General features: G+C 59.0%; 16 protein-coding genes. 4 read left to right on the top strand and 12 right to left on the bottom strand.

Features of this window, described 5'->3' with window-relative positions; all coding sequences use genetic code 11:
- Window positions 1-46 precede the first annotated feature (46 nt).
- The 3 genes from JYP50_RS06290 to JYP50_RS06280 all read right to left on the bottom strand — a co-directional run bounded on the left by JYP50_RS06290 (window position 47) and on the right by JYP50_RS06280 (window position 4,647).
- Window positions 47-1,387 carry a hypothetical protein gene (locus JYP50_RS06290; protein ID WP_206559631.1) on the bottom strand — a complete coding sequence of 447 codons (1,341 nt, stop codon included), beginning with the start codon at window positions 1,385-1,387 and terminating at the stop codon, window positions 47-49.
- 338 nt (window positions 1,388-1,725) lie between these two features.
- The gene (locus JYP50_RS06285; protein ID WP_241262874.1) at window positions 1,726-3,123 is read right to left on the bottom strand and encodes an aldehyde dehydrogenase; all 1,398 of its coding nucleotides are present in this window, start codon (window positions 3,121-3,123) and stop codon (window positions 1,726-1,728) included.
- A gap of 279 nt (window positions 3,124-3,402) precedes the next feature.
- Window positions 3,403-4,647, bottom strand: coding sequence for a LysR family transcriptional regulator (locus JYP50_RS06280; RefSeq protein ID WP_206559629.1), 1,245 nt, complete (start codon window positions 4,645-4,647; stop codon window positions 3,403-3,405).
- 186 nt (window positions 4,648-4,833) lie between these two features.
- On the opposite strand from JYP50_RS06280, the gene JYP50_RS06275 reads away from it, so the two are divergent.
- Window positions 4,834-5,538 (top strand): TetR family transcriptional regulator, encoded by a 705-nt coding sequence (locus JYP50_RS06275; protein WP_206559628.1) that lies wholly within the window; start codon window positions 4,834-4,836, stop codon window positions 5,536-5,538.
- 3 nt (window positions 5,539-5,541) lie between these two features.
- Here the strand turns inward: JYP50_RS06275 and JYP50_RS06270 are convergent, their stop codons facing one another.
- From JYP50_RS06270 to JYP50_RS06260, 3 genes are all read right to left on the bottom strand, one after another.
- On the bottom strand, window positions 5,542-6,360 hold the full coding sequence (locus JYP50_RS06270) for an IclR family transcriptional regulator (protein WP_241262873.1): 819 nt from the start codon (window positions 6,358-6,360) through the stop codon (window positions 5,542-5,544).
- A 72-nt stretch (window positions 6,361-6,432) separates the two neighbouring features.
- Window positions 6,433-7,560: an acyl-CoA dehydrogenase family protein gene (locus tag JYP50_RS06265; protein ID WP_206559627.1), complete on the bottom strand. Its 1,128-nt coding sequence runs from the start codon at window positions 7,558-7,560 to the stop codon at window positions 6,433-6,435.
- 25 nt (window positions 7,561-7,585) lie between these two features.
- Complete coding sequence (locus tag JYP50_RS06260; protein ID WP_206559626.1) at window positions 7,586-8,800, bottom strand: acyl-CoA dehydrogenase family protein; 1,215 nt, start codon at window positions 8,798-8,800, stop codon at window positions 7,586-7,588.
- A gap of 258 nt (window positions 8,801-9,058) precedes the next feature.
- On the opposite strand from JYP50_RS06260, the gene JYP50_RS06255 reads away from it, so the two are divergent.
- The 3 genes from JYP50_RS06255 (at window position 9,059) to JYP50_RS06245 (ending at window position 14,263) form a co-directional block, all read left to right on the top strand.
- Window positions 9,059-10,915, top strand: a complete 1,857-nt coding sequence (locus JYP50_RS06255) for an acyl-CoA synthetase (RefSeq protein WP_206559625.1) — start codon at window positions 9,059-9,061, stop codon at window positions 10,913-10,915.
- A 71-nt stretch (window positions 10,916-10,986) separates the two neighbouring features.
- Window positions 10,987-12,165, top strand: a complete 1,179-nt coding sequence (locus JYP50_RS06250; RefSeq protein ID WP_206559624.1) for a CaiB/BaiF CoA transferase family protein — start codon at window positions 10,987-10,989, stop codon at window positions 12,163-12,165.
- Between the two features lie 73 nt (window positions 12,166-12,238).
- Window positions 12,239-14,263: an NADPH-dependent 2,4-dienoyl-CoA reductase gene (locus JYP50_RS06245; RefSeq protein WP_206559623.1), complete on the top strand. Its 2,025-nt coding sequence runs from the start codon at window positions 12,239-12,241 to the stop codon at window positions 14,261-14,263.
- 180 nt (window positions 14,264-14,443) lie between these two features.
- Here JYP50_RS06245 and JYP50_RS06240 read toward each other — a convergent pair whose 3' ends face one another.
- The 6 genes from JYP50_RS06240 to JYP50_RS06215 all read right to left on the bottom strand — a co-directional run bounded on the left by JYP50_RS06240 (window position 14,444) and on the right by JYP50_RS06215 (window position 21,891).
- Window positions 14,444-15,247, bottom strand: coding sequence for a cyclase family protein (locus JYP50_RS06240; protein ID WP_206559622.1), 804 nt, complete (start codon window positions 15,245-15,247; stop codon window positions 14,444-14,446).
- A gap of 16 nt (window positions 15,248-15,263) precedes the next feature.
- Entirely contained in the window at window positions 15,264-16,250 is a 987-nt protein-coding gene (locus JYP50_RS06235; protein ID WP_206559621.1) for a fumarylacetoacetate hydrolase family protein, read from the bottom strand.
- Window positions 16,251-16,375: 125 nt separating this feature from the next.
- Window positions 16,376-17,584, bottom strand: coding sequence for an MFS transporter (locus JYP50_RS06230; protein WP_206559620.1), 1,209 nt, complete (start codon window positions 17,582-17,584; stop codon window positions 16,376-16,378).
- Between the two features lie 76 nt (window positions 17,585-17,660).
- Window positions 17,661-18,413: a glutathione S-transferase family protein gene (locus JYP50_RS06225; RefSeq protein WP_206559619.1), complete on the bottom strand. Its 753-nt coding sequence runs from the start codon at window positions 18,411-18,413 to the stop codon at window positions 17,661-17,663.
- Between the two features lie 45 nt (window positions 18,414-18,458).
- A complete protein-coding gene (locus JYP50_RS06220) occupies window positions 18,459-20,789 on the bottom strand; it encodes a TonB-dependent receptor (protein ID WP_206559618.1) in 2,331 nt (776 codons plus the stop codon).
- 490 nt (window positions 20,790-21,279) lie between these two features.
- The gene (locus JYP50_RS06215) at window positions 21,280-21,891 is read right to left on the bottom strand and encodes a TetR/AcrR family transcriptional regulator (RefSeq protein ID WP_206559617.1); all 612 of its coding nucleotides are present in this window, start codon (window positions 21,889-21,891) and stop codon (window positions 21,280-21,282) included.
- Window positions 21,892-21,974: the final 83 nt, after the last annotated feature.

Below are 21,974 nucleotides of genomic sequence, written 5' to 3'. Positions count from 1 at the left end.
TCGCCAGGATTCGAGGGGCGGGGCGAAACCACGGCCAGCGGCGATCTCACGACAGGGGGTACGGCGGTGGCGAGGCAATTTCGAGGTTGATTTCCACGCTGTCCAAACGCCAGGCGCCCTTTTCGTAGACGAAGCGCAACCGCTCCAGGCCATCCGCGAACTCATAGCGGTCACCCCGGCGCTCGCCCTGCCCGTGGTATTCGTGCAACAAGCGCCTGAAGCCCGCATCGAGATCAGCCATCGCCGCGCGGTTGATCCGGGCCAGAAGGCGACTCAGGGAACGGTCCAATGCCCGGTCATTCAGGAGCTCGTGCATGTCTTCGCGCTTGAAGCGCTCGCTGAACAACGCCTGGAACTTGTCCGGGTATTCCGCGTAGGCGTAGGCATTGCGGCCCCAGTGGGCAAGCAGCTCGCCGAAAGCAAGCTCCCGCGCCCCGAGCGCGGCAAAGGGCACGTCATGGCGCATCAGCAGGCCTTCCGTCTGCTCTTCGACCTCGGCGATAGTACGCCCCGTCATCTGCCACAGAGGTTCCAGCGCCGCTTCCCGGCGCATTTCGTCCGCGATCGCCATGATACCCGCCTGGTACTCGGGCCAGTCGAGATCGCTGCGATAGGCCGCGCGCAACTCGGAAGAGAACGCTTTGAACGCCTCCCGAAATTGGTCGTCGTGATCGGCCTCGCGGATCTGTTGCATGCCCGCCATGAATTTATCCTGGAACAGCGACCGCTTATCGGTATAGGGGCGGAAATAACGCCACGCGCCCGAGGAATAATCCACAAAGTAGCCGACTTCCAGCTCGGGGGGGGAGTCCGCAGGCTGGATGGACGGCAAGGAGGCCTCGTAAACGCCATCGAGTAATTCGCTCAGTTCCGTGTAGACCGGCTGACGCGCCTCACGATTGGACCAAGTAGCCGGATTGGTCACCACATTCTGCCTGTGCAGCTGTGCGGCCCGCTGCACCGCGGGCTCTTGCTTTAGCCGCTGATACTCATAGAAGCCGCACGTAGAAGGGCAGGCATCAGCGGCCATGGAACTCACAGAGTCGAGTCGGATTTCGTCGGCTTGAAGATGTGCCAGAGCGTCGAAAAACACTACCCGCTGCTGCTCCTGTAGCAGCTGCAATGACAGCCGGGTCGGGTAAAACTTAACCGCGCTAAAGCCCAGATCACTCTTTTTCAGGCAGAGTTCCAGTTGCCGGCTTGTCACCGGGTAGCTCGTGCCGTAGGCCTCCACGCGCAGATTTTCCAGCGCCACTCCCACGGGAATATCACTCAGTATGCGCACTTCGCAAGACTCGCCAGCCATCGATTCCGCCGGCAGGGCCAGCAGCCCAAGTAATCCCAGTGTTTTGATGAATGGTGTCTGGATGGATGTTTTGTGGTTCATGTGTCGTGGTTCCTTGGTCGGAAACGGAAACAGCGCCGCACTCCCGGGAGCTCCCGGGCGGAGATAAGTGTGGGAAAAAGCGTTTTCCGTCTTAAAGCTGGATGGGGCCGGGGATTTACCACCGCGAAAAAAGGACGACAGTGTGCGTATGCCCTCGCTCCAGGCGATCGCGATAGTCGCAGGTGATTTTGCCGCCTTTACTGCATGGACGGCTACTATACATTCCAGCCGTCCCGGCAGCAACGCCAGCTACCGAGATCTCGACACGGCCAGCGCAAGTTGCGCGTGTCGGGTTGGCGGGCCCCTTCCACAGGCACTCGCCCTCCTCGCGTCTGTGGCTATATCGGATAATTTGCCGGTTCGGTCGCCACGGTGACCCAGCGCAACTCGGTAAAACTGTCGATACCGGCCCTGCCTCCGAAGCGGCCATAGCCGGAAGATCCCACCCCACCAAACGGCGCCTGTGGCTCGTCCGATACCGTGGCCCCATTCACGTGGCAGATTCCCGACCTGATCTGGCGAGCCACGTTCAGCCCCCGGGCGGTGTCGCGTGTAAATACCGCGGCACTGAGTCCATACTCGCTGTCGTTCGCGATCGCGATGGCGTCTGCCTCGTCTTTCGCCCTGATCATGGACAGTACGGGACCGAAGCTTTCCTCGCGATAGAGCTTCATGCGCGAAGTCACTCCATCGATCAGGGTCGCCGGCATCAGGACCGAGTCCGCCGGCCCACCCGCCCGCAATTCGGCGCCGAGTTCCAGCGCGTCCTCGATCAGGCCATTGACCCGCTCCACCGTTTTCATATCCACGACCGCCCCCAGGGGCGCCGCCCCGTGGCGCGGATCGCCGACAGCCATTGATTCGACTTTGGTCTTCAGTTTTTCCGCAAGGGCGTCGGCAACGGCATCCACGACTATCAGCCGTTCCGTGGACATACAAATCTGCCCCTGGTTGAGATATGCGCCGAAGGAAACGGCCTTTACCGCCTCATCCAGATCGGCATCTTCCAGGACCAGCAAAGGCGCCTTGCCACCCAGTTCGAGCAAGCAGGGCTTCAGGTGTTCGGCGGCGCGCCTGGCGACAATCCGGCCAACAGCGGTCGAGCCGGTAAAATTAATGCGCTTCACCCCCGGGTGATCGATCAGCGCCCCGACAATGTCACCGGCATCCTCCGGCACGTTGTTGACGACGCTGACCGCGCCCTCGGGAAAGCCCGCCTCCTGAAGCGCCTCGATGATCAGACCGTGGGTGCGCGGGCAGATCTCGGAGGCCTTCAGAATCACGGAATTGCCACAGGCCAGCGCCACGGCCACGGCCCTCACCCCGAGAATAACCGGCGCGTTCCAGGGCGCGATGCCCAGGATAACACCCACCGGCTCGCGCAGGGCCATGGACAGCACCCCGGGCTTGTCGGAGGGAATGACCTCCCCGCCTACCTGGGTCGTCAAGCTGGCCGCCTCGCGCAGCGTGTTCACGCCCAGGTTGACATTGAGCGTCGCCCAGCCCTTGGTGGCGCCGGTCTCCAGCACCATGGCGTCCACCAGCTCGTCCTGCCTGGCCTGCAGGCGATCGGCCGCCGCCATCAAGGTCATTCGCCTGGCATTGGGGCCAAGCCTGGACCAGGTTGCAAACGCCCGCTCGGCCGACGCCACGAGCGGCGGTATATCGGCCAGCTGCATGGCCTGCACACGACTGACCACCTCGCCCGTAAGGGGACTGATGCGTTCCAATTCCATAACTGACGCTCCTTTCATAGCAACAGGCTATCGTTGTGGTGACAAAAAACCTTTAGTGGTAACAGAAAACTACTCGACGCCTTCGGAGACATCCGCCCCGCGCCTGTACCGGACATGCGCCCGAGCCGGGCAAGCACCTTTATACGATGGCGATTGCTGGCCGGCAACTACCTGAAAGACTATGGCCAGGCCCCCGCGGACGCCAATGAAGAGCTGTTTACTCGCCATGAGTAAAAGTTACCTCCATGCTTTCCAGCTGCCGACAAGAGGCGCCGGTATTCACACGCCCTGCAACTCCAGGGCCACTTCCCTCAGGCATTCCAGAAAGGCCTTGGCGGCAATGGATAGTTCCGTTCGGGCGCGAATCGTGATCCCGATCGAGCGGTAGGTGCCCGGCAACTCGATGGGCAGGACACACAGCTGGCCAAATTTTCTTTCGTAGTAAATCTGATGTTCGGACAACAGCGCCAGCCTGTCGCTTTCAGTCAATAATCCACGGACCATCGACAGCGAGCTGGACTCAATGAAGCGCTCTGGCTTGTCCAGGCCCTGCGCTTCCAGGACCTGATCGAAAAGCCCGCGCGCGGGGGTCTTGGCCGCCGGCAGTACCCAGTGGTAGGCCAGCAGATTGCTCAATTGGAGCTTCCGGCGCGACACTAGTGGGTGCCCCTTCCGCGCGATGATCGAGAGACGGTCGGTAAGCAGCTTTTCCGTGGAAAAGTCACCTGCGTCGCCTCCTTCCCTCAGGGCACCGACAATAAAATCCAGCTCGCCGCAACGCAGGGCAGCCTCCTGCATGACATACGGCCCCTCTGTCGTGGTAATGTTCAGTGCCGGATACACTTCCAGCAAGCGATTGATCGCGCGCGGGGTCAGAATACTGCGACTATAGGGCAAGGTGCCAATCGAAACGGTTCCCGTTGCCCCTCCATCCCGCAAGCTGGCGATGTCCTCTGTTAGCTGGCGAAGCTCCTTGAATACCAGCTTCAACTGCCGTACCAGCACATCGCAGTAAGCACTGCCCGTCATGCCAGTCGGGCCGCGCTCAAACAGCGACATTTCCAACAACGCTTCGGATTCTCTTACGGCCTTGTATACCGCCGGCGGGCCAATGCCGAGCCGCAGGGCCGCCAGGTTCACGTCACGGTGTTCATGCAAGGCAATCAACGCCGACAGGCGCTTGCAGCTGACCTCCATGGAGAACATCGCAATGCGCTTATGATTCCGCGCGCCCGGCTTGTATCTCGTATAGGCCTGCCCGGCAATCATCAGCTCGCGTTCCGCACGCTCCACGCTGGACGCAAGCAACTCACAGTAAGCCGTGGGCTGCATGCCGCAGCTTGTCCTTTCGAACAGGCGCACGCCAAGCCCCGCCTCGAGCTTCTTGATGCCCTTGGTTAGCGCGGTTTGTGACCGGTTGAGCTGACTGGCGGCCCGGGTAAGGTTTTTGGTGCGGCTAACCACCAGCGCCGCTTTCAGGTGCCGAAGGCTGAGATCGGGCAGTGCAGTATACGAATCGAGCATCGCTGTATGAAACCCCCATGGCTCGGCAATGCGTTTTGCAACTACTTACGGCTGCTGAATATCGCCCGGGCGCCCCATTTTATGGCATGCGGGTGCCACGCGGGCCCTTTGTGCCATTGTTGGTGGAACCGGCGACCTGGCACCCCCGGCAGGCCATTATCCAGATTATTGACCGCGACGAAACACGTGTTTAAAATCCGGGCAATGTCCGCGCAAAAAACAGCGAAAAAAGTCGCCAAACCGAAAAAAGGCCAAGGCAGAACCTCTGCAGGCAGCCAGACGCAAAGCCGTATCATGGAATCCGCAAGTTCACTCTTTGCGCAAAACGGCCTGAAGGGCGTTTCGATCCGGGATATTGTCAACGAGGCCGGCGCCAACGTCGCCCTGGCCAACTACTACTTTGGCTCCAAGGAAGCGCTTTACGTCGCCGCCGCGACTCGCTATGTCGCCGAAGTGAACAAACAGCGATCCGACAGCCTCGACGAGCTGGCCAGCTTTAAAGGGACGCAAAAGCGGAAACTCAAGGCCATTCTCGCCGGCTATGTCATGCCGCACTATGCCGTTGCCGCCAAGCCCGGCGGCATGGATTACCTGCGAATCTTCAGCCGCTTTCTCCTGGAAACACCCAACATTTCCAAATCGTTCACCCAGGACCACTTCGGCTCTATCAGGCGCCGCTACCTGGATGCCCTGCAGGAGGTGCTGACGCCCATATCGGAACAGAGCCTTCACCGTGGATTCAGTTTCTTTGTCACCAACATGCTGATCTCGCCGCGGGATTTCGGCTATGAATTACTGAACAATACGGAGTTAACCCCGGACGACCTGAACAAGGTCGGTGAAATGCTCGTCGAGTATTCCGCGGCGGGGCTGTGGGCTTTGCGCGATTGACCGTCAGTAGCGAATCAAACTCGCTTCGATGTTTCGCACCATATTTTTCAGAAGTGGCGCCACTTCTTTCCGCAGAAACTCCGGGGTCAACCTGTAGGCGGGCCCACCCGCATTGAAAGAATAAATATTTCCCTGGCTCATCACCAGCGGAACAGAGATGCCGTTTACGTCCCGGTCCCAATCTCCAAACGAACAACAGAAGCCACGCTGCCGGTAAGACTCCACCGCCTCGTCCACTCCGGCCTTTATCCGCGGCCAGTTTTCGCCCGCCTTGCGCTCCAGGTAACCGAGAAAGTAGTTGCGCTCCTCCTCTGGCAGGGCAGCCAGGTATCCGCGCCCGGTAGAGCTTTGGGCCAGGGGCATCTTGTCGCCAATTTCATGCTTGAAGGTGGTCACATTGACCGGGGCGCTGTACTCGACAAAAATCATTTCCAGGCGGTCGCGGTCCGCGAGCCCAATTGCCGCGCCGGTGTTGTTGGCCAGCTCCTGCATCAGCGGCCTGGCAACCTGCCGAATCGCCAAATTCGAAATAAATGCGTAGCCCAGAGCCAGCACACCACTACCCAGCTGATACTTTTCCAGCCTCTCGGAATACCCCAGGTAGCCCAGCTGAGTCAGGGTATATGTCAAGCGGGAAACACTGGACTTCGGCAAGCCGGTACGCTGCGCGATTTCCTGATTGCCCAAAAATCCGTCACCGGGCTGAAACGCGCGCAACACATCCAGGCCCCGGGCCAATGCCTCAATGAACTTGCGGTCGGTTTCCTGGCCTTTTTCACGGGGCAAGCCCGAAAAACTACTCATGAATACAACTTCCATCATCTGCGGCCACCATTATATACGCGGCCTCCTCCGAAGTAAGGGGCCGTCGCGAGCGCCACCGGCGTCGACAGCCTACAGGGAGGCAAAACGCCGGGTGTGATGGTCGGTACTGCCAAACATGTATTGCACGGTGGTCAATCGCTTGAATATGTGACCGATATCCAGCTCCTCCGTGACACCGATGCCTCCGTGCAATTGCACCGCCTCCTGACCGATAAGGCGCGCGGCCCTACCCACCCTGCTTTTTGCCGCGGACACGGCCCTGGGCGCGATGCCGTTATGGGCATCGAGCTGCAAGGCAGCCATAATCACAATCGAGCGCGCCATTTCGCATTCGATAAACATATCGGCCATGCGATGCTGCAGGGCCTGAAAAGAGGCGATGGCTACGCCAAACTGTTTCCGCGTGCGGGTGTATTCCACGGTTTTCCTGTAGGCGACCTCCATCGCTCCCACCGCCTCGGCACACAGCGCCAGGGAGACCCGATCCACCGTGCGCTCGATGACGGGCAGCGCCCCGCCCGCCTCGCCCAGCAGGTCAGTGGCGGGCAGCCGGACCTTGTCGAAGGTGATCTCCGATGCCCGGTGGCCGTCCACCGTGGCGTAGTCCTGCCGGACAAGCCCATCGGTATCGGCATTCACCAGCAGCAGGGAAACGCCGTTATCGTCCAGTTGACCACCGGAGGTACGGGCCGCCACGATAAGGACATCCGCGGCACCGCCATTCAAGACCACCGATTTTTGGCCGCTAAGTACGTAACTGTCCCCCTGCAACTCTGCCCGGGTCTTGATGTTGGCCAGGTTGTAGCGACTCTGCGGCTCGCTGAACGCAAACGCCAACTGCAAGCGCCCCGCCATCAACGCTCCCAGCATGTCGCGTTTTTGCACCTCGCTACCCGCGGCGGCGATCAGCCCGCCGCTCAGCACGACCGAAGGCAGAATGGGCTCGACCACCATGCCCTGGCCGAACGCCTCCATCATTAGCATCAGATCAACCGCCGACCCGCCAAACCCGCCGTCTTCCTCACGAAACGGCACGCTCAACCAACCCAGTTCCGCGAACAGTTGCCAATGCGCCGCGCTAAAGCCGGTCTCACTGCCCACCAGCTCACAGCGACTGTGGAAATCATAGTTCTGCTGTATAAATTTCGCGATGCTGTCCCGCAACATCCGCTGCTCTTCACTGACTGAAAAGTCCATACCCTACCTCGCCCCGGATGTTGGATTAGAGCCCTAGAACGGCCTTGCAAATAATGTTCTTCTGTATTTCGTTGCTGCCACCGTAAATTGAAGTCTTGCGATTATTGAAGTACCGCGGCGCACTGTTTGCCGCCGCTCCGGGCCCCACCCACGGTCCCTCGTACTCGCCGCCAAACTGCGCTTTGACAAAGGGAAGACCGTAGTACCCGGCAATTTCCACATACAGCTCGTCAATAGCTTGCGCCACCTCGGTTCCCTTGATCTTCAGGATCGACGATTCGGGGCCCGGCGCCTGTCCCGTGCTGACAGCCGACAAGGTGCGCAGCTCGGTGAATTCCAGGGCCAGCAACTCAATCTCTATAGCGGCGACTTTTTGCGCAAACGACGGGACCCGCATCAGGCTTTCGTCGTCCTCAATGCCGTCTCCATGACTGGTATTCGAAGCCAGCTCCCTGGCCGTCTGCAGGCGCTTCTTGGATTGCGCGACCCGGGCGATCCCGGTTCGCTCATGCGTCAACAGCATCTTGGCGTACGTCCAGCCCCGCCCCTCTTCACCGATGCGGTTTTCAAGCGGTACCCGAACATTGTCGAAGTGCACTTCGTTGACCTCGTGCAAGCCGTCCAGCGTTATGATCGGCGATACCGTAATCCCCGGCGTCTCCATATCGATAAGAAGAAAGCTAATGGCTTCCTGATTTTTCACCCCGGGACCACCGGTTCGCACCAGACAGAAAATCCAGTCAGCGTAGTGCCCCAAGGTGGTCCAGGTTTTGGTGCCATTGACGACATAGCTATCGCCGTCGCGCACCGCGCTCGTGGTCAGTGAAGCCAGATCCGAGCCCGCGTTGGGCTCGGAGTAGCCCTGGCACCACCAATGGTCGCTGGAAAGAATGCCGGGGAGAAAGCGGTGCTTCTGCTCCTGGTTGCCGTAGGTGTAGATAACAGGCGCCACCATCTTCATGCCAAATGGCACAACTTCCGGCGCACCGGCCATCGCGCACTCGTTGGCCCAGATATACTTCTGCGTGGGGGTCCAGCCAGTGCCGCCGTACTCTACCGGCCAGTTCACCGCGGCCCAGCCCTGCTCATAGAGTATTTTCTGCCAATTCACATGATCGCTCTTGATCAAGGGCAGGCCGTCCAGCACCTTGCGGCGGGTACCGGGGGGCAGCTTTGCTTGCAGGAAATCGCGAACCTCCCGCCTGAACGCCAGCTCCTCCGGGGAATAATCGATGTTCATCTTCACTCCTTGTCGTCAAAGCTCCCGGGGGGTGATCGGGCCGGTAAAGCCCCGAGACAGGAACACGCATCCACGCCTTTACCTTCGCGGTCGATTCGCGCATGGGCTGCCGCCGATTCCGCGCGGAATCGCCCACTCGCGGCTTTATTTAGCGACTTAGTTCTATTATATTATCAGCTAGTACCGCTCTGCGGAACAATGCAGTCACAAATGGCAGTATCAACCCTGCCAAAATTATCGTCAAGGAGCGTAAGCAGCATGTCGGATACCGCGGCGAACCTGAAGACAGCGAGTGATTTAACGACCTTCGAAGCCTCTCCCAGAATGCGTCGCTACCCCCTGACCAACACGCTTGAGCTGATAGTCAGCTGCAGCGAGAGATACCGGCACGATACCGCCCTGGAGTATCTACCCACGGCGGCCCGGGGCGAGACCGGTATCCGCGTCAGTTTTTTACAACTCGCGGAGCGCGTCATCCAGACCGCCAACTTGTTCACCAGTCTCGGCGTGAGACCGGAAGATGCGATCAGCTTGTTACTGCCCAATCTCCCCGAAACACACTATGCCCTCTGGGGCGGCCAGGCAGTGGGCATCGCCAGCCCCATAAACCCGTTCCTGGAGGCCGGCCACATCGTCGAGATCATGAACGCCACCCGGGCCAAGGTGCTGGTCACCCAGGGGCCCGGTGTCGATCGCGAACTCTGGAGCAAAGTCGGGCAAGTCATGGAAAAAGTCCCCACCCTGGAGACGGTACTGGTCGTCGATGCGCCCGGCGACACCGCCGGTGTTTCGACCGGGATCAGGACACTGAATTTCAATGACTCCATCACGCAACAGGCGGCGGACGCGCTTGCCGGCGACCGCGCGATCAATGACAACGACATCGCGGCATACTTTCACACGGGCGGCACTACCGGGCGCCCCAAAATAGCTCGGCTCACCCACGGGAACATCGCTTTTGTCTCCCAGGTGTACGCGGACTGCACCGCCGAAAAAGGCCGCTACGCCATGCTGTGCGGGCTTCCGCTGTTCCATATCTTTGGCACCGTCGCCGCGGGTATTGCGTCGCTGTTCGCCGGGCGCAGCCTTGTTATCACCACACCTCAAGGCTTCCGCTCCCCCAATGTGCTGCCCAACTGGTGGCACCTCGTCGAGCGCTATCAAGTCAAGAGTTTTGCCGCGGTCCCGGCCATCCTCGACGCCCTGCTCCAGATGCCCGCCGGCGATTGCGACATCGGCTGCCTCCAGGAGATAACCTGCGGCGCCTCCCCCCTGCACGAAAGCCTGAAACAGGCCTTTGAGAACAAGTTCAACGTGGCGATCTCCAACGGCTACGGCATGACGGAATCAAGCTGCCTCCTCGCCCGGCCGTCCTCGGCGGCGGACACACCACCGAACAGCGTTGGTAGTCGCCTGCCCTATATGGAAATGCAGATCGCCCACGTTGATGGAAACCGCCGTGCCAGGCAGTGTGCCGCTGGCGAAATCGGCGACATCCTGGCTCGGGGGCCGCATATTTTCGCCGGCTACCTGAACCCACAAGACAATGCGGGCGCCTGGGTTGAAGAACGCTGGTTCAACACCGGCGACATGGGCTACATGGACGACGACGGCTTCCTGTACCTTACCGGCCGCAGCAAGGACCTGATCATCCGCGGCGGCCACAACATCGACCCCGCATTGATCGAGGAACCCCTCGGCCGGCACCCGGCAGTGGCCACCGCCGTGGCCATCGGACAGCCCGACGCCTATGCCGGCGAACTCCCCATCGCCTACGTCACGCTCAAAGCCGGCCATCGCACTACGGTTCAGGCGCTGGACGAGCACTGCAAAGCGACGGTCTCCGAACGTGCGGCGGTTCCGAAACGCATCGTGATCCTTGAGAAAATGCCGCTGACCGCGGTCAACAAAATATACAAGCCGGAGTTGCGAAATCTCGCAACGGAATGGGTGATTCTCGACATGCTGTCCAAAAAGTCCATCAACGCCTCGGTGAAGGCATCGATGGATACAAAACTCGGCCAGCTGGCGAGGGTTCAGCTGCAGGAGCCCGGGCACAATGCCCTGGCCCGGGAGACGCTTGCGCGCCTGCCCGTGCATATTGAACTGATATAGATGGGACCAAGGCCAACACAGCGGCGGGGTCCCCGCCGTCGCTATCAACAAACCGAACACCGAGGAATACGATGGTTTTAAAGGGTATACGCGTACTGGACTTTGGCCGCTATATTTCCGGCCCCCTATGCGGGTGCATGCTTGCGGACCTCGGCGCCGAAGTGATTCGCGTCGAAAAAGTCAGCGGCAGCGAAGATCGCTACCTGATTCCCGTGGACGACAACGGCGATGGCGCCATATTCCTGCATCTCAACAGGAATAAGCTCGGGATGACGCTGAACCCGATGAAACCGGACGCGAGGAATGTCATGGCCAGGCTGGTCGCCAGCGCGGACATCATCATTGCCAACCTGCCGCAGGAATCCCTTTTGCAAATGGGGCTGGATTACGACACGTTGAGAAGCTACAAGCCCGACATCATTCTAGTCAGTTCGTCGGCTTTCGGCAGCAAGGGGCCCTACGCAAACCGCACCGGCTTTGACGGTGTTGGCCAATCCATGTGCGGCAACGCCTACCTGTCTGGAGATCCCGACAAGCCGAGCAAGTCCTTTGCCACCTGGGTGGACTACTCAACGGCTTTGTTCGCCTTTTCCGGAACGATGGCCGCACTCATGCACAAGGGCATAACCGGCGAGGGCCAGGTCGTGGAAACAAGCCTGCTGCGCTCGGCATTAATGGTCTTTCACCACAACAACATGGAGCAGTACCTGACAAAGGTTAATCGTACCGCCACCCAGAACCGCAGCCCGATTGCCGGACCGGGAGACATTTTTGAAACACGCGATGGCCACATCATACTCAATGTGATTGGCCAACCTCTCTTTGAACGCTGGGCCAGGATGATAGGCGAGGAACACTGGATCTCCGACCCCCGTTTTTCCACCGACGAAAACCGGGGAAATAACGCGGAAATCCTCAGCGAGCGAACACAGGCCTGGGTTGGGCAGTACACCACCGAGCAGGTACTCGCCCTGCTGGCGGAGGCCAGGATTCCCGCGGGCCCCGTGCTGTCGCCAGAGCAGGTTTTCCAGAACCCGCACATTCAACAGTCCGGCATGATGGAGATGGTCGACTACCCTCCCGCGGGGAGGGAGGTTCCAATGATGCCGCTGCCAATAAGCTTTTCCGGACTGGATACGCCCATCCGCATGCCGCCGCCACAACTTGGCGAGCATACCGGGACGATTATGCGTGGCCTCGGGTTCAACCAGGACGAAATCGCCGATCTGCGCAGCAAGCGCGTCATCTGAAACGCCGGTATCCCGCGACCAGGGAATCAACAAGGCCAAGCGCCGGATAACGGCGGCACCAAAGGATAATAGAATGTCAGTATCAAAGTACCCGAAACTGTTCCAACCCCTTGACCTCGGTTTCACCACGCTCAGAAACCGCGTTCTGATGGGATCCATGCACACGGGGCTGGAGGACGCCCCCGACGGCCATAAACGCATGGCCGCATTCTTTGGCGAGCGCGCTCGCGGCGGTGTCGGACTGATCGTTACGGGTGGATTCAGCCCGAATGAACGCGCCACCCATCGGGGGCGCGGCCGGGCACTTGAAACCGATCTCGACGTTGAGAATCATCGACTCATCACCCGCGCTGTACACAAGTACGACAGCAAGATCTGCCTGCAGATTCTACACACAGGCCGCTACGCGAAGAACGAAAATGCAATCGCCCCGTCGCCCATTCAGGCACCGATCAACACTTTCACGCCCAGGGAAGCCCGAGAGGAAGAACTTGAAGAGCAAATCCAGGACTTCGTTCTGCTCGCGCGACAGGCCCAGAAGGCGAACTATGATGGTGTCGAGATCATGGGATCCGAAGGTTACTTCATCAATCAGTTTCTTGCGAAACGAACCAACCAGCGCGAGGACCGGTGGGGAGGAAGTTATGAAAACCGCATCCGGCTCGCCATCGAGATAGTGCGACGCGTTCGCCAAGCCGTGGGGCGCGATTTCATCATTATCTATCGCCTTTCCATGCTGGACCTGGTCGAGGGCGGCAGCACCTATCAAGAAATCGTCCAGCTGGGCCAGGCCATCGAGAAAGCCGGCGCGACAATCATCAACACCGGTATTGGCTGGCACGAATCCCGTATTCCAACGATAGCGACCAAGGTACCCCGGGCCGCCTTTACCTGGGTCTCGGCGAAGTTTAGAGAGTCGCTATCGGTTCCCGTCGTCACATCCAACAGAATCAATACACCAGAGGTCGCGGAGGAAGTGTTACAGCGAGGCGACGCGGATATGGTGTCAATGGCGCGACCATTCCTTGCCGACCCAGACTTCGTCGTTAAGTCCATCGAGGGTCGCGCGGACGAAATCAATACCTGTATCGCGTGCAACCAGGCGTGCCTGGATCACATTTTCAGCGGCAAGTTGACCAGCTGCCTGGTCAATCCCCGCGCCTGCCACGAAACCGAGTTGAATATCGTCCCCGCCGCCGTGATGAAGAAAATTGCCGTGGTTGGCGCGGGGCCCGCGGGCTTGTCCGCCGCGACGTCGGCGGCGCATCGCGGGCATATCGTTACGTTGTTTGACGCCGCGGGGGAGATTGGCGGGCAGTTCAATATAGCCAAGCAGGTGCCGGGAAAGGAGGAATTCAACGAAACCCTGCGCTACTTTGCGCGCCAGCTGGCGCTTTCCGGCGTCGAGCTCAGGCTCAACTGCCGAGTCGATGTGGAATCGCTGAACGACAGTGACTATGACGAGGTAATCATTGCCACCGGCATTACGCCCCGCACACCCGGCATCGACGGTATCGACCACCCCAAGGTTATGACCTACCTCGATGTTCTGCGGGACAAAAAGCCCGTTGGACGAAAAGTCGCCGTCATCGGCGCTGGCGGTATCGGCTTCGACGTATCCGAGTTCCTCGTTCATTCAGGCGCTGCTTCCAGTCAGGACATCCCGGCGTTTATGCGGGAATGGGGTGTCGACATGAGCTTGCAAGCACGCGGGGGTGTCGAAGGCGTGACAGCCGATGTGGAAAAATCCCCGCGCGAGGTATTTCTGCTGCAACGCAAAGACACCAAGGTCGGTGCGGGCCTGGGCAAAACGACCGGATGGATTCACCGCACGGGTTTAAAGCGAAAGGGCGTTACCATGCTGTCGTCCTGTGAGTACCACAAGATCGATAGCGAAGGCCTGCATATCAGCGTAAACGGCGAACACAGGGTACTGGATGTGGATAATGTGATTCTCTGTGCGGGCCAGGAACCGCTGAATGAACTGGCTAGCGGCCTGCGGAAGCCGTATCACCTTATCGGCGGCGCGGATGTGGCGGCGGAGCTGGACGCAAAACGCGCCATCGACCAGGGAACACGCCTGGCCGCGGCGATATAGTCGCCCACCGCGGGTATTGCCTCGGGTCGGGGCAATACCGCGGCGGCACCCGACCCGATGCCAAGCGGGAGGCGCGCGCCTCCCTCCGTTTGCAGCGGCTACGGAGTATCTCGATGAAAATCGCCGGGGCCACTCCTGTATCGGCTGGCCCGCTCTTTCGACAGGCAAACCGGGCGTCGATCATGGCTGATCGGCGTTGTCCACCATGGCGACAGCCCTGGTCCAGCCAGCGCTGGCGTCCTTGATTTTTATGGGGAAGCAGGAAACCATAAAACCATGGTTGGGCAGGGCTTCAAGGTTGGCGAGCTTTTCCATCTGAAAGTAGCCCATATCCTTGCCGGCTTTATGCCCTTCCCAAATGATCGACGGGTCGTGACACGCCTTCCACCGCTCCGCCACGTGAGCGAACGGGGCATCCCACGACCAGGCGTCGGTCCCCACGACGCGCACGCCCTGCGCGCACAGAAACAACGTTGCCTCGCGACCGATACCACACCCCTTTGACAGGAAATCCGGCTGCCCCAGCGCCTGGCCCGCCGAAGTATTCACCAACACAATATCCAGTGGTTGGAGCTGGTAGCCGATGCGCGACAACTCGGCTTCAATGTCGCGCTGCGTGATGATGTAGCCGTCCTCGACGTGGCGGAAATCAAGTTTTACGCCCGGGCGAAAGCACCAGTCCAGCGGTACCTCATCGATGGTCATCGCCCGCCGTGGACCGTCCTTGTGCATGGCGTCCTGGGTTGAATGGTAATGCCAGGGGGCATCCATATGAGTCCCGTTATGGGTTGATAGCGACAGCAGCTCGACCGCCCAGCTCTCCCCCCCCGGAAGCTGCTCCGGCTTGAGGCCCGGGAAAAAACCTCCCAGTTGCTCAAAGGTTTCATCGTGCTTCATGTAATGAATCTTGGGCTCCAGGCCGGGGGGATCCGCGAGGACATCATTGTCGATAGCGATCGAAAGATCGATGATTTTCATATTCATGGCTGAACCCCAGTGGCTAAACGGCACGCTTGATACGGGTACGGAGAACACCGAGACTCGAGATCTCCAGCTCGACTTCGTCACCGTCCTCGAGGAATCGCATATGCTCGAAACCACAACCGTCACCCACGGTTCCCGAACCGAATACTTCACCGGGGTAGATGGTCTCCCCCTCGCTCACGAATGCGATCATATCCTCGAATTTCCAGTGCATTTCCCCGGATGAGCCCCTGGACATTTCCCGGCCGTTCACGCGTACTATCATATCCAGCGCTCGCGGGTCCGGAACTTCGTCGCGCGTGACCAGATAGGGCCCCAACACATTGGCATTATCGAAGTCCTTGGCTTTCGCCGGCCCCATCATCCCCTGAATCTCCAGGGCCTGGGTATCGCGAGCGGAGAGATCGTTAAAGATCGTATAGCCGAAGATGTAACCGCTGGCCTTGTCCCTGGGTATATCACGCCCTTTTCTGCCAATCACACAAGCCAACTCGCACTCATAGTCCATGAGTTCCGAATAGGCGGGCCACTCAACCGTCTGCTCCGGCCCGCTTACCGCGAAGCGGTTAGCCTTGTAGTAAATGGGGCGCTGATACCAGGCGTCCGGTATCTTCAGGAATCCGGCGTTCAAGGCATTCTTAACAAACTCATCCGGATCCTGGCCATCGGCCATTGCCCTCAGCCTGGCGGAGCTTTGAATGGCTTGCGCGAAGTGCTTTTCAAAAGCCAGAAAATCACGAATCTGCGGCGGCACGGGTATCGGCGCCAGCAGGTCAACATCCCCCGGGTTGACTATCGCCTCTTCCGGTTGAAGATGAAGATAGTGGTAGGCCTGCTCCAGACCGGCCTCGCCGGCCTCGATCAGGTCCAGCATTGTAGAGAACCAGCCCGGCTTTGCGGAAGCCAGGCGTTCATTGCACGCCAGGAGATCAAGGTAGTGACCAGAATCGGTAAGCGCCGCAATTCGCTCATTGGCGCCGTCTCGGTAAGTGACTAGTTTCATTGCTTCCTTTCCTATGGTTTCCACATAAAGGTAACGCCCGGCATGCTGCAAACACGGCGCCACGGGTTCATCCAGGCACCCCAGAACAAAGAGTCCGGGGCGGCGGTAGCGACGCAGGCACGCGGCTAGGCCGTCTCGCCGGGGAACGCCTTGAGGCTCAGGCAAAAAGCGGCGGCCAAAAACAGTGCGCAGGCAGAGGCAATCAAGGCCGGCTGGTAGCTGCCCGACAAGTCATAAACCATCCCGGTGACAAATGGCGCCAGACCCGCGCCGATGAGGAATATGCCGTAGAGCGTACCGTACAGCACACCGTAGGAAGCCAGGCCGAAGTAGCGGGACACCAGGTAACCGATAAGATCGACCTCGGCGCCCATGGCGAAACCGACCGCGACCGCCGCCAGGGGGGCCAGCCCGATCCCGCCCGCAATGAATATCGTGAAACCAACGGCCGCGAAGCAGAACAGAAGCGCGGCCACGCGCGGTGCAAAATAGCGATCAATCATAATGCCGGCCACAATACGACCGATGATCACCGACAGCCCAATGAGAGAAGCCAACCTACCGGCACTGGCGGGCGCCATTCCGGTATCTATCAACATCGGTATGAAGTGAACGATCAATCCACTGACCGCCGCGGATACCAGGAAAAATATCACGGCAAGCTTCTTGAATACCGGATCGGAGTACAGTGTTCGCGCGGATTGCGCGGGAACCGCTCCGCTTGCTGTAGTGAGTTTCTCATCCGCTACGCGGCCGGAATCCGGTTGTCCACGGTGCACCGAAGCAGATGAGTCATCCTTGAGAAAGACGATCACAATCAATGCCCCAAGGGCCACGACCAGAGCCAACATTCTGTAGCCGGCTCGCCAACCGTGATCGGCGACGTACTCTGTCAGCAACATTGGCGCGAGAATACCGGCAATTCCCGTGCTCATTAGCGCGATGCCTAAAGCCAGGCCCCTTCTATGGTCGAACCAGCCGGTCACCGCGCGAGTAAAGGTTACGGGTGAGGAGCCGGCCGCGAACGTCGTGGTTGCCAGGGTGATGGCGTAGAACAACAGTATGGAATTGGGAATAAAGCTTGTCGCCAGCAGCCCCGTGGCGTAAGCCGCGAGCGAGAAGAAGGCCACTCGCTTGATTCCGATACGATCGATTAGCCCGCCAATAAATGGCGACAACAGCGCCAGGATTGCGACAGCGAAAATACTCTGGGCTGATATCGACGACCGGCTCCACCCAAAATCCTGCTCCATGGGTGTCATGAAGATTCCGGCCGCATAGTAGCTCAGCGAGGAAACACCAACTCCGATGCCGACGAACGAAGCCAGAAGCACGGACCATCCCCTGGAAAACTCGCCTGGCTCAACCGCCGATTTACAATTCTCTACCCTGGAACTCGAGGTCACTATACTATCCCTTCTGTGAATGATTGTCGGACGGCAGGCTCACTCGCGAGCCGTCGAAATAGGCAATATCAAACGATCGTCGTTCCTGGACGCGCCGGTACCATCCGGAAACCCGTGGATAGTTGGCCCACATGTGCGCAAGCCCAATGTCGTCCATTCTTACAATCGTTGGGACCAGGACAATATCCGCGACCGTGAATTGCTCACCGAGTATCCAGGGGCCTGGATCCAGGGATGCATCCACGCGCTCGAGCGTTCGCGCCAAGCTCTCGATGGATTCATCAAACGTCGCCTGATCGAAGCCTTCCTCTGTCTCGCGCATTTTTCGGTAGAAGCTTCGACGCAGCGGCATGCTCTCGGTCATTGCCTCGAACTGATCATCGGGCATGCGAGCAAAAGCTTTGGCAAACAGGCCGTTAAACGACGGAACACGGATGGCGGCGGTCGGGACTTCTTCAAAATAGCGCATCCAGCTCCTCATCCCTGCCCTGCCGGCAGCAGTGGCAGGCGACAGCCTGGGCTCGGGTACAACCTCATCCAGGTATTCGCAGATGACGGACGAATCGACGATCACGCTCGCACCGTGAACAAGGGTTGGCACCACCCCGTTCGGGTTCAACTCCAGATACTGTGGAAGAAGATGCTCCTGGCGCGACAGGTCAACCAGGTGGCTGACATAGTCAATGCCTTTTTCGGCGAGACATAACCGCACCTTTTGGCTGCAGGTGGAAAATGGCGCGTGATACAGCTCGAACATAGCGATCTCCTACGAAGAATGTGATCCCGGGTCAGGTCGTCCCATCTAAAATCTGGCTATCAACTGAAGACCCCATTTTCGGGGTTCGCTGACCGATGCATTGGGGAAGCCGCCCAGTGCGGCAATCTGCGTCATATAACGCTCGTCCAGTACATTCTGGCCAAACAGCGCCAGCTCCCACTTCCTGTCTTCGGTAGAGATTCCCAGACGCACGTCGAGTTCGGACCAGGCGTCCTGCCAGAAGGTGTCCGCGTCCTGGTTTGTTTCCAGGAAATAAACACTGTCCTGCCATCGATACGTAGCGATAAAGGTGCCAAGAAGCGACCCAATCTGCCATTCGTAGCGGGCATTGATGTTGAACGCGTGCCTGGGAGCGCGGGTAAGGTCGTTACCCGCGACATCTTCTTCCGTCAGGGACACAAAAGGGGAGCCAAAAAGAAACGGGGTCACGTCGGTGGGAATAGCCGTCAGCGTGCCTTCCGTCATGCTGGCGTCAAGATAGGTATAGCTGGCCGACACGGTCAGGTTTCCGGCCAGGATCGCGGACATCTCGGCTTCGAAACCGCTGATTTCAGCGGCGCCAATATTTTCAATTTCGACGCCGCCCGTCACCACCGGCAGTCGCAACTGCAAGCCTTCATAATCGTAGCGATACGCCGATAGATTCAGGCGCAATCGCTGGTCAAAAAGCGTGGATTTTAGCCCGACTTCATAGGCATCCACGTTCTCCGGATCAAAGGATTCATCAAGACCGAAAGAGTTGAAACCACCGCTCTTGAAACCCTGCGAATAGGACGTGTAAATCATGGCGTCGTCGCCCAGAACATAGTCAATCACGACGCGGGGCGAAACATCCTCAAAGCGTTCCTTGTGGGCCACGGAAACCGGCAGCCGGAAGTAGTCACCGGGCGCAACGGCATCCCCGGGATTCTTTCCGTAACCCGCGTCGCCGCCACCCGTTGGAGCCAGGTAGAATTCCGACCCACGAAGAAAAAGCCCTTGTGTCGTGTTGGTAAAGCTTTTCTTTTCTTCGCTCCACCTTCCACCGAGGGTCAGCTTTAGCCTTTCTGAAAGATGAAACGACGCGTCGAAGAAAAGCGCGTAGGCCTCGGTCTCGTTGTCCGCGTCAAACTGTACATCCAGGCCGTGCGCTACCGGTGCCGAAGTCGGGGGAAATTCGGAGAAACCCACGCCACCGCTGTTTTGGTTCTGTATGGCGATATCAATACCCGCATTCTCATGCATATAGTACAGGCCAACGATCCAGTCGAACGCTTCCCGCTCACCCGACAGCCGAAATTCCTGTGACAGCAATTCACGCTCGGTCTCCGCGTTGTTTGAAAACAACGTTAAACTGCTGCTGTCGGAGTCCATCGACCCGTTCGTATCGGCATTGAAGTACCCGGTAACAGCGTCGAACGTGACCTGCTCGGAGATGCTCCATTGAACGGAAAGCGAATAGTAGGCGTTGGTCGATGAAAACTCATTGGTACCATCGATGGAGAATTCGTCACTTTCCAGTACCTCGTTGAGGTCCGCTCGACGGACATAGGGCGACCCGACTCCTCCCCCCGCCTCGATACCGGTGACTGCCTGGAGCATTGGCGTGGCGTCCCTTTCACTGTGCTCGCCCGCGAACACCAGATCCAGGGAATCAGAAGCGTTGAATGTCAGTGTTCCGCGAATACTCTGGCTGTCCGAACCACCAAAATCCCTGCCGGTAACCGTGTTTTCTCCATACCCGTCTCTCTGCGTGTCACCCGCCGCCAGGCGGGCGCCCAACCGCTCGGTTAGCGGACCGCCAAACGCGCCACTGACACTGATTTCATCCAGGTCTGTTACAGACGCGCGAAACTCGCCCTCGAACTCCTCGCCGGGCTTCCTGGTTTCAATCAACAGCGCACCCGCCGTGGCGTTTCGGCCGTACAGGGTTCCCTGCGGTCCGCGCAGTACCTGGATGGATTCAATATCCAGCAGTTCCGTAACATTAAATGCCGGCGGGCCGATGTAGACGCCGTTCAGGTAGGTAGCCACCGGCTCGTCGGCAAAGACGTTGCCGCCGCCGTTCGCCCCGCCGATACCCCTGATACTCAAGGGTGCCGCCCCGTAGCCGACCGATCGCGTCGTTACGAGCCCGGGTACGGTAGCGGCAAGGTCCTGGATTGAGCGAATTTCGTGCTCATCCAGGAAATCGGATGACAGGGATGTCACTGCGATTGGAACGCTCTGGAGGTTCTCCACTCTCTTCTGCGCCGTGACCACTACTTCTTCCAGCTGATACGCACTGGAGACATATTCGCTCTCCGCGTGCGCGAAAGATGCCAGTAGCATCGAATTCGTCAGCACCGCGTATCTACCAACCAGATTCAATCGCATCGTCCTCTCCTTTCGATCAACCCTGAATCACACAGCGTGCGCCGGAACTACAGCCATTGGTGTACGCGCGGAAGCCGCGACATCCGCACTCCTTGCTGGCCATCCGATACCCAGGGCTGCTCATGAATTTTATTTTTTGTCACGCAACCAGGATTAACTCTTGCGAAAAAAGATTAAACGCGTGTTTTATTATTGTCAATTATTTTTAAACGTCTGTTTTACATTCTCGGTTGCGAGCGCCCGACACCGGATGTGATCGAGGCACCAATCCGGGAACCGAGCCGGGAACCGAGGCGGGAAAAAGCGATACGGGCACGCCGTTTCCGCAGGCGCGTGCCGTCATTGACTGGAATCAACGCGCCACGACGGAGGGAGCCGCGCCTGCCACCATGGCGGAACCCGCCTGGAGGGACCAGATACGAGCGAAAGCCCGCTGAACATCACCGACCTTAGCGCGGCATTCGGCGCCGCAAGCAAAGGCCGGTTGTCACTACTTTTGAGGATTTCGGGGGGAGAGACTACCCAGCATCGCGCTCAGCAGCTGATTCAGGAGGGCATGATCAGCCGGGTCACCCAGATTGCCCGTCAACCAAAGATTGGCAAAACCGTGCACCTGCGACCACAGGGTTATAACGGTGGCGTGAATCCGTTTCTGTTCCGCCCCCGTTGGTTTTAGCAATGCCGCGACGCAATCTTCTAGCACGGCGCGCGAGCGGGCACGGGAGGCCAGGTACTCCTCGGAGGAATGCACCAGGTTTGGCTGGAACATGATTGAAAAATGCACGGGGTGCTGAACCGCGAAGCGCACGTAAGCTTCACCAGCGGCCCTGAGACGCGCCCTGTCATCCGTCCTTCCGGCCTGACTCTCATGCATCTTGATCTCTAGCAGCTCGTAACCCTGCATGGCCACGGCGGCAAACAAGCCCGCTTTGTCGCCGAAATGATGGGCCGGCGCGCCGTGAGATACTCCCGCCGCGCGCGCCACCTCGCGCAAACTGAGCTGCGTGGGACTCTTGTCCTCCAGCAGGTCAACCGTGCTGTCTATGAGGGCCTGGGCGAGGTCGCCATGGTGATAGCCGCGTTTCCGCGATTCGATAGTCATGCCAATATTATCCCCGCGCGGCTTGACATTGTCTAGATTTGGCTTAACCTCATATCTAGACACTGTCTATTTAACGATAAATT

Origin of the sequence: Parahaliea mediterranea (genome assembly GCF_017255185.1) — a bacterium.
Classification (GTDB): Bacteria; Pseudomonadota; Gammaproteobacteria; order Pseudomonadales; family Halieaceae; genus JAFKCZ01.
The sequence above is the reverse complement of the archived record's forward strand: the minus strand, read 5'-3'. Positions and strand labels throughout refer to the sequence as shown.

Coding starts and splice junctions, on each gene's coding strand:
- JYP50_RS06290 (WP_206559631.1), bottom strand. CDS start 1,387: ATGAACCACAAAACATCCATCCAGACACCATTCATCAAAACACTGGGA.
- JYP50_RS06285 (WP_241262874.1), bottom strand. CDS start 3,123: ATGGAATTGGAACGCATCAGTCCCCTTACGGGCGAGGTGGTCAGTCGT.
- JYP50_RS06280 (WP_206559629.1), bottom strand. CDS start 4,647: ATGCTCGATTCGTATACTGCACTGCCCGATCTCAGCCTTCGGCACCTG.
- JYP50_RS06270 (WP_241262873.1), bottom strand. CDS start 6,360: ATGATGGAAGTTGTATTCATGAGTAGTTTTTCGGGCTTGCCCCGTGAA.
- JYP50_RS06265 (WP_206559627.1), bottom strand. CDS start 7,560: ATGGACTTTTCAGTCAGTGAAGAGCAGCGGATGTTGCGGGACAGCATC.
- JYP50_RS06260 (WP_206559626.1), bottom strand. CDS start 8,800: ATGAACATCGATTATTCCCCGGAGGAGCTGGCGTTCAGGCGGGAGGTT.
- JYP50_RS06255 (WP_206559625.1), top strand. CDS start 9,059: ATGTCGGATACCGCGGCGAACCTGAAGACAGCGAGTGATTTAACGACC.
- JYP50_RS06250 (WP_206559624.1), top strand. CDS start 10,987: ATGGTTTTAAAGGGTATACGCGTACTGGACTTTGGCCGCTATATTTCC.
- JYP50_RS06245 (WP_206559623.1), top strand. CDS start 12,239: ATGTCAGTATCAAAGTACCCGAAACTGTTCCAACCCCTTGACCTCGGT.
- JYP50_RS06240 (WP_206559622.1), bottom strand. CDS start 15,247: ATGAATATGAAAATCATCGATCTTTCGATCGCTATCGACAATGATGTC.
- JYP50_RS06235 (WP_206559621.1), bottom strand. CDS start 16,250: ATGAAACTAGTCACTTACCGAGACGGCGCCAATGAGCGAATTGCGGCG.
- JYP50_RS06225 (WP_206559619.1), bottom strand. CDS start 18,413: ATGTTCGAGCTGTATCACGCGCCATTTTCCACCTGCAGCCAAAAGGTG.
- JYP50_RS06220 (WP_206559618.1), bottom strand. CDS start 20,789: ATGCGATTGAATCTGGTTGGTAGATACGCGGTGCTGACGAATTCGATG.
- JYP50_RS06215 (WP_206559617.1), bottom strand. CDS start 21,891: ATGACTATCGAATCGCGGAAACGCGGCTATCACCATGGCGACCTCGCC.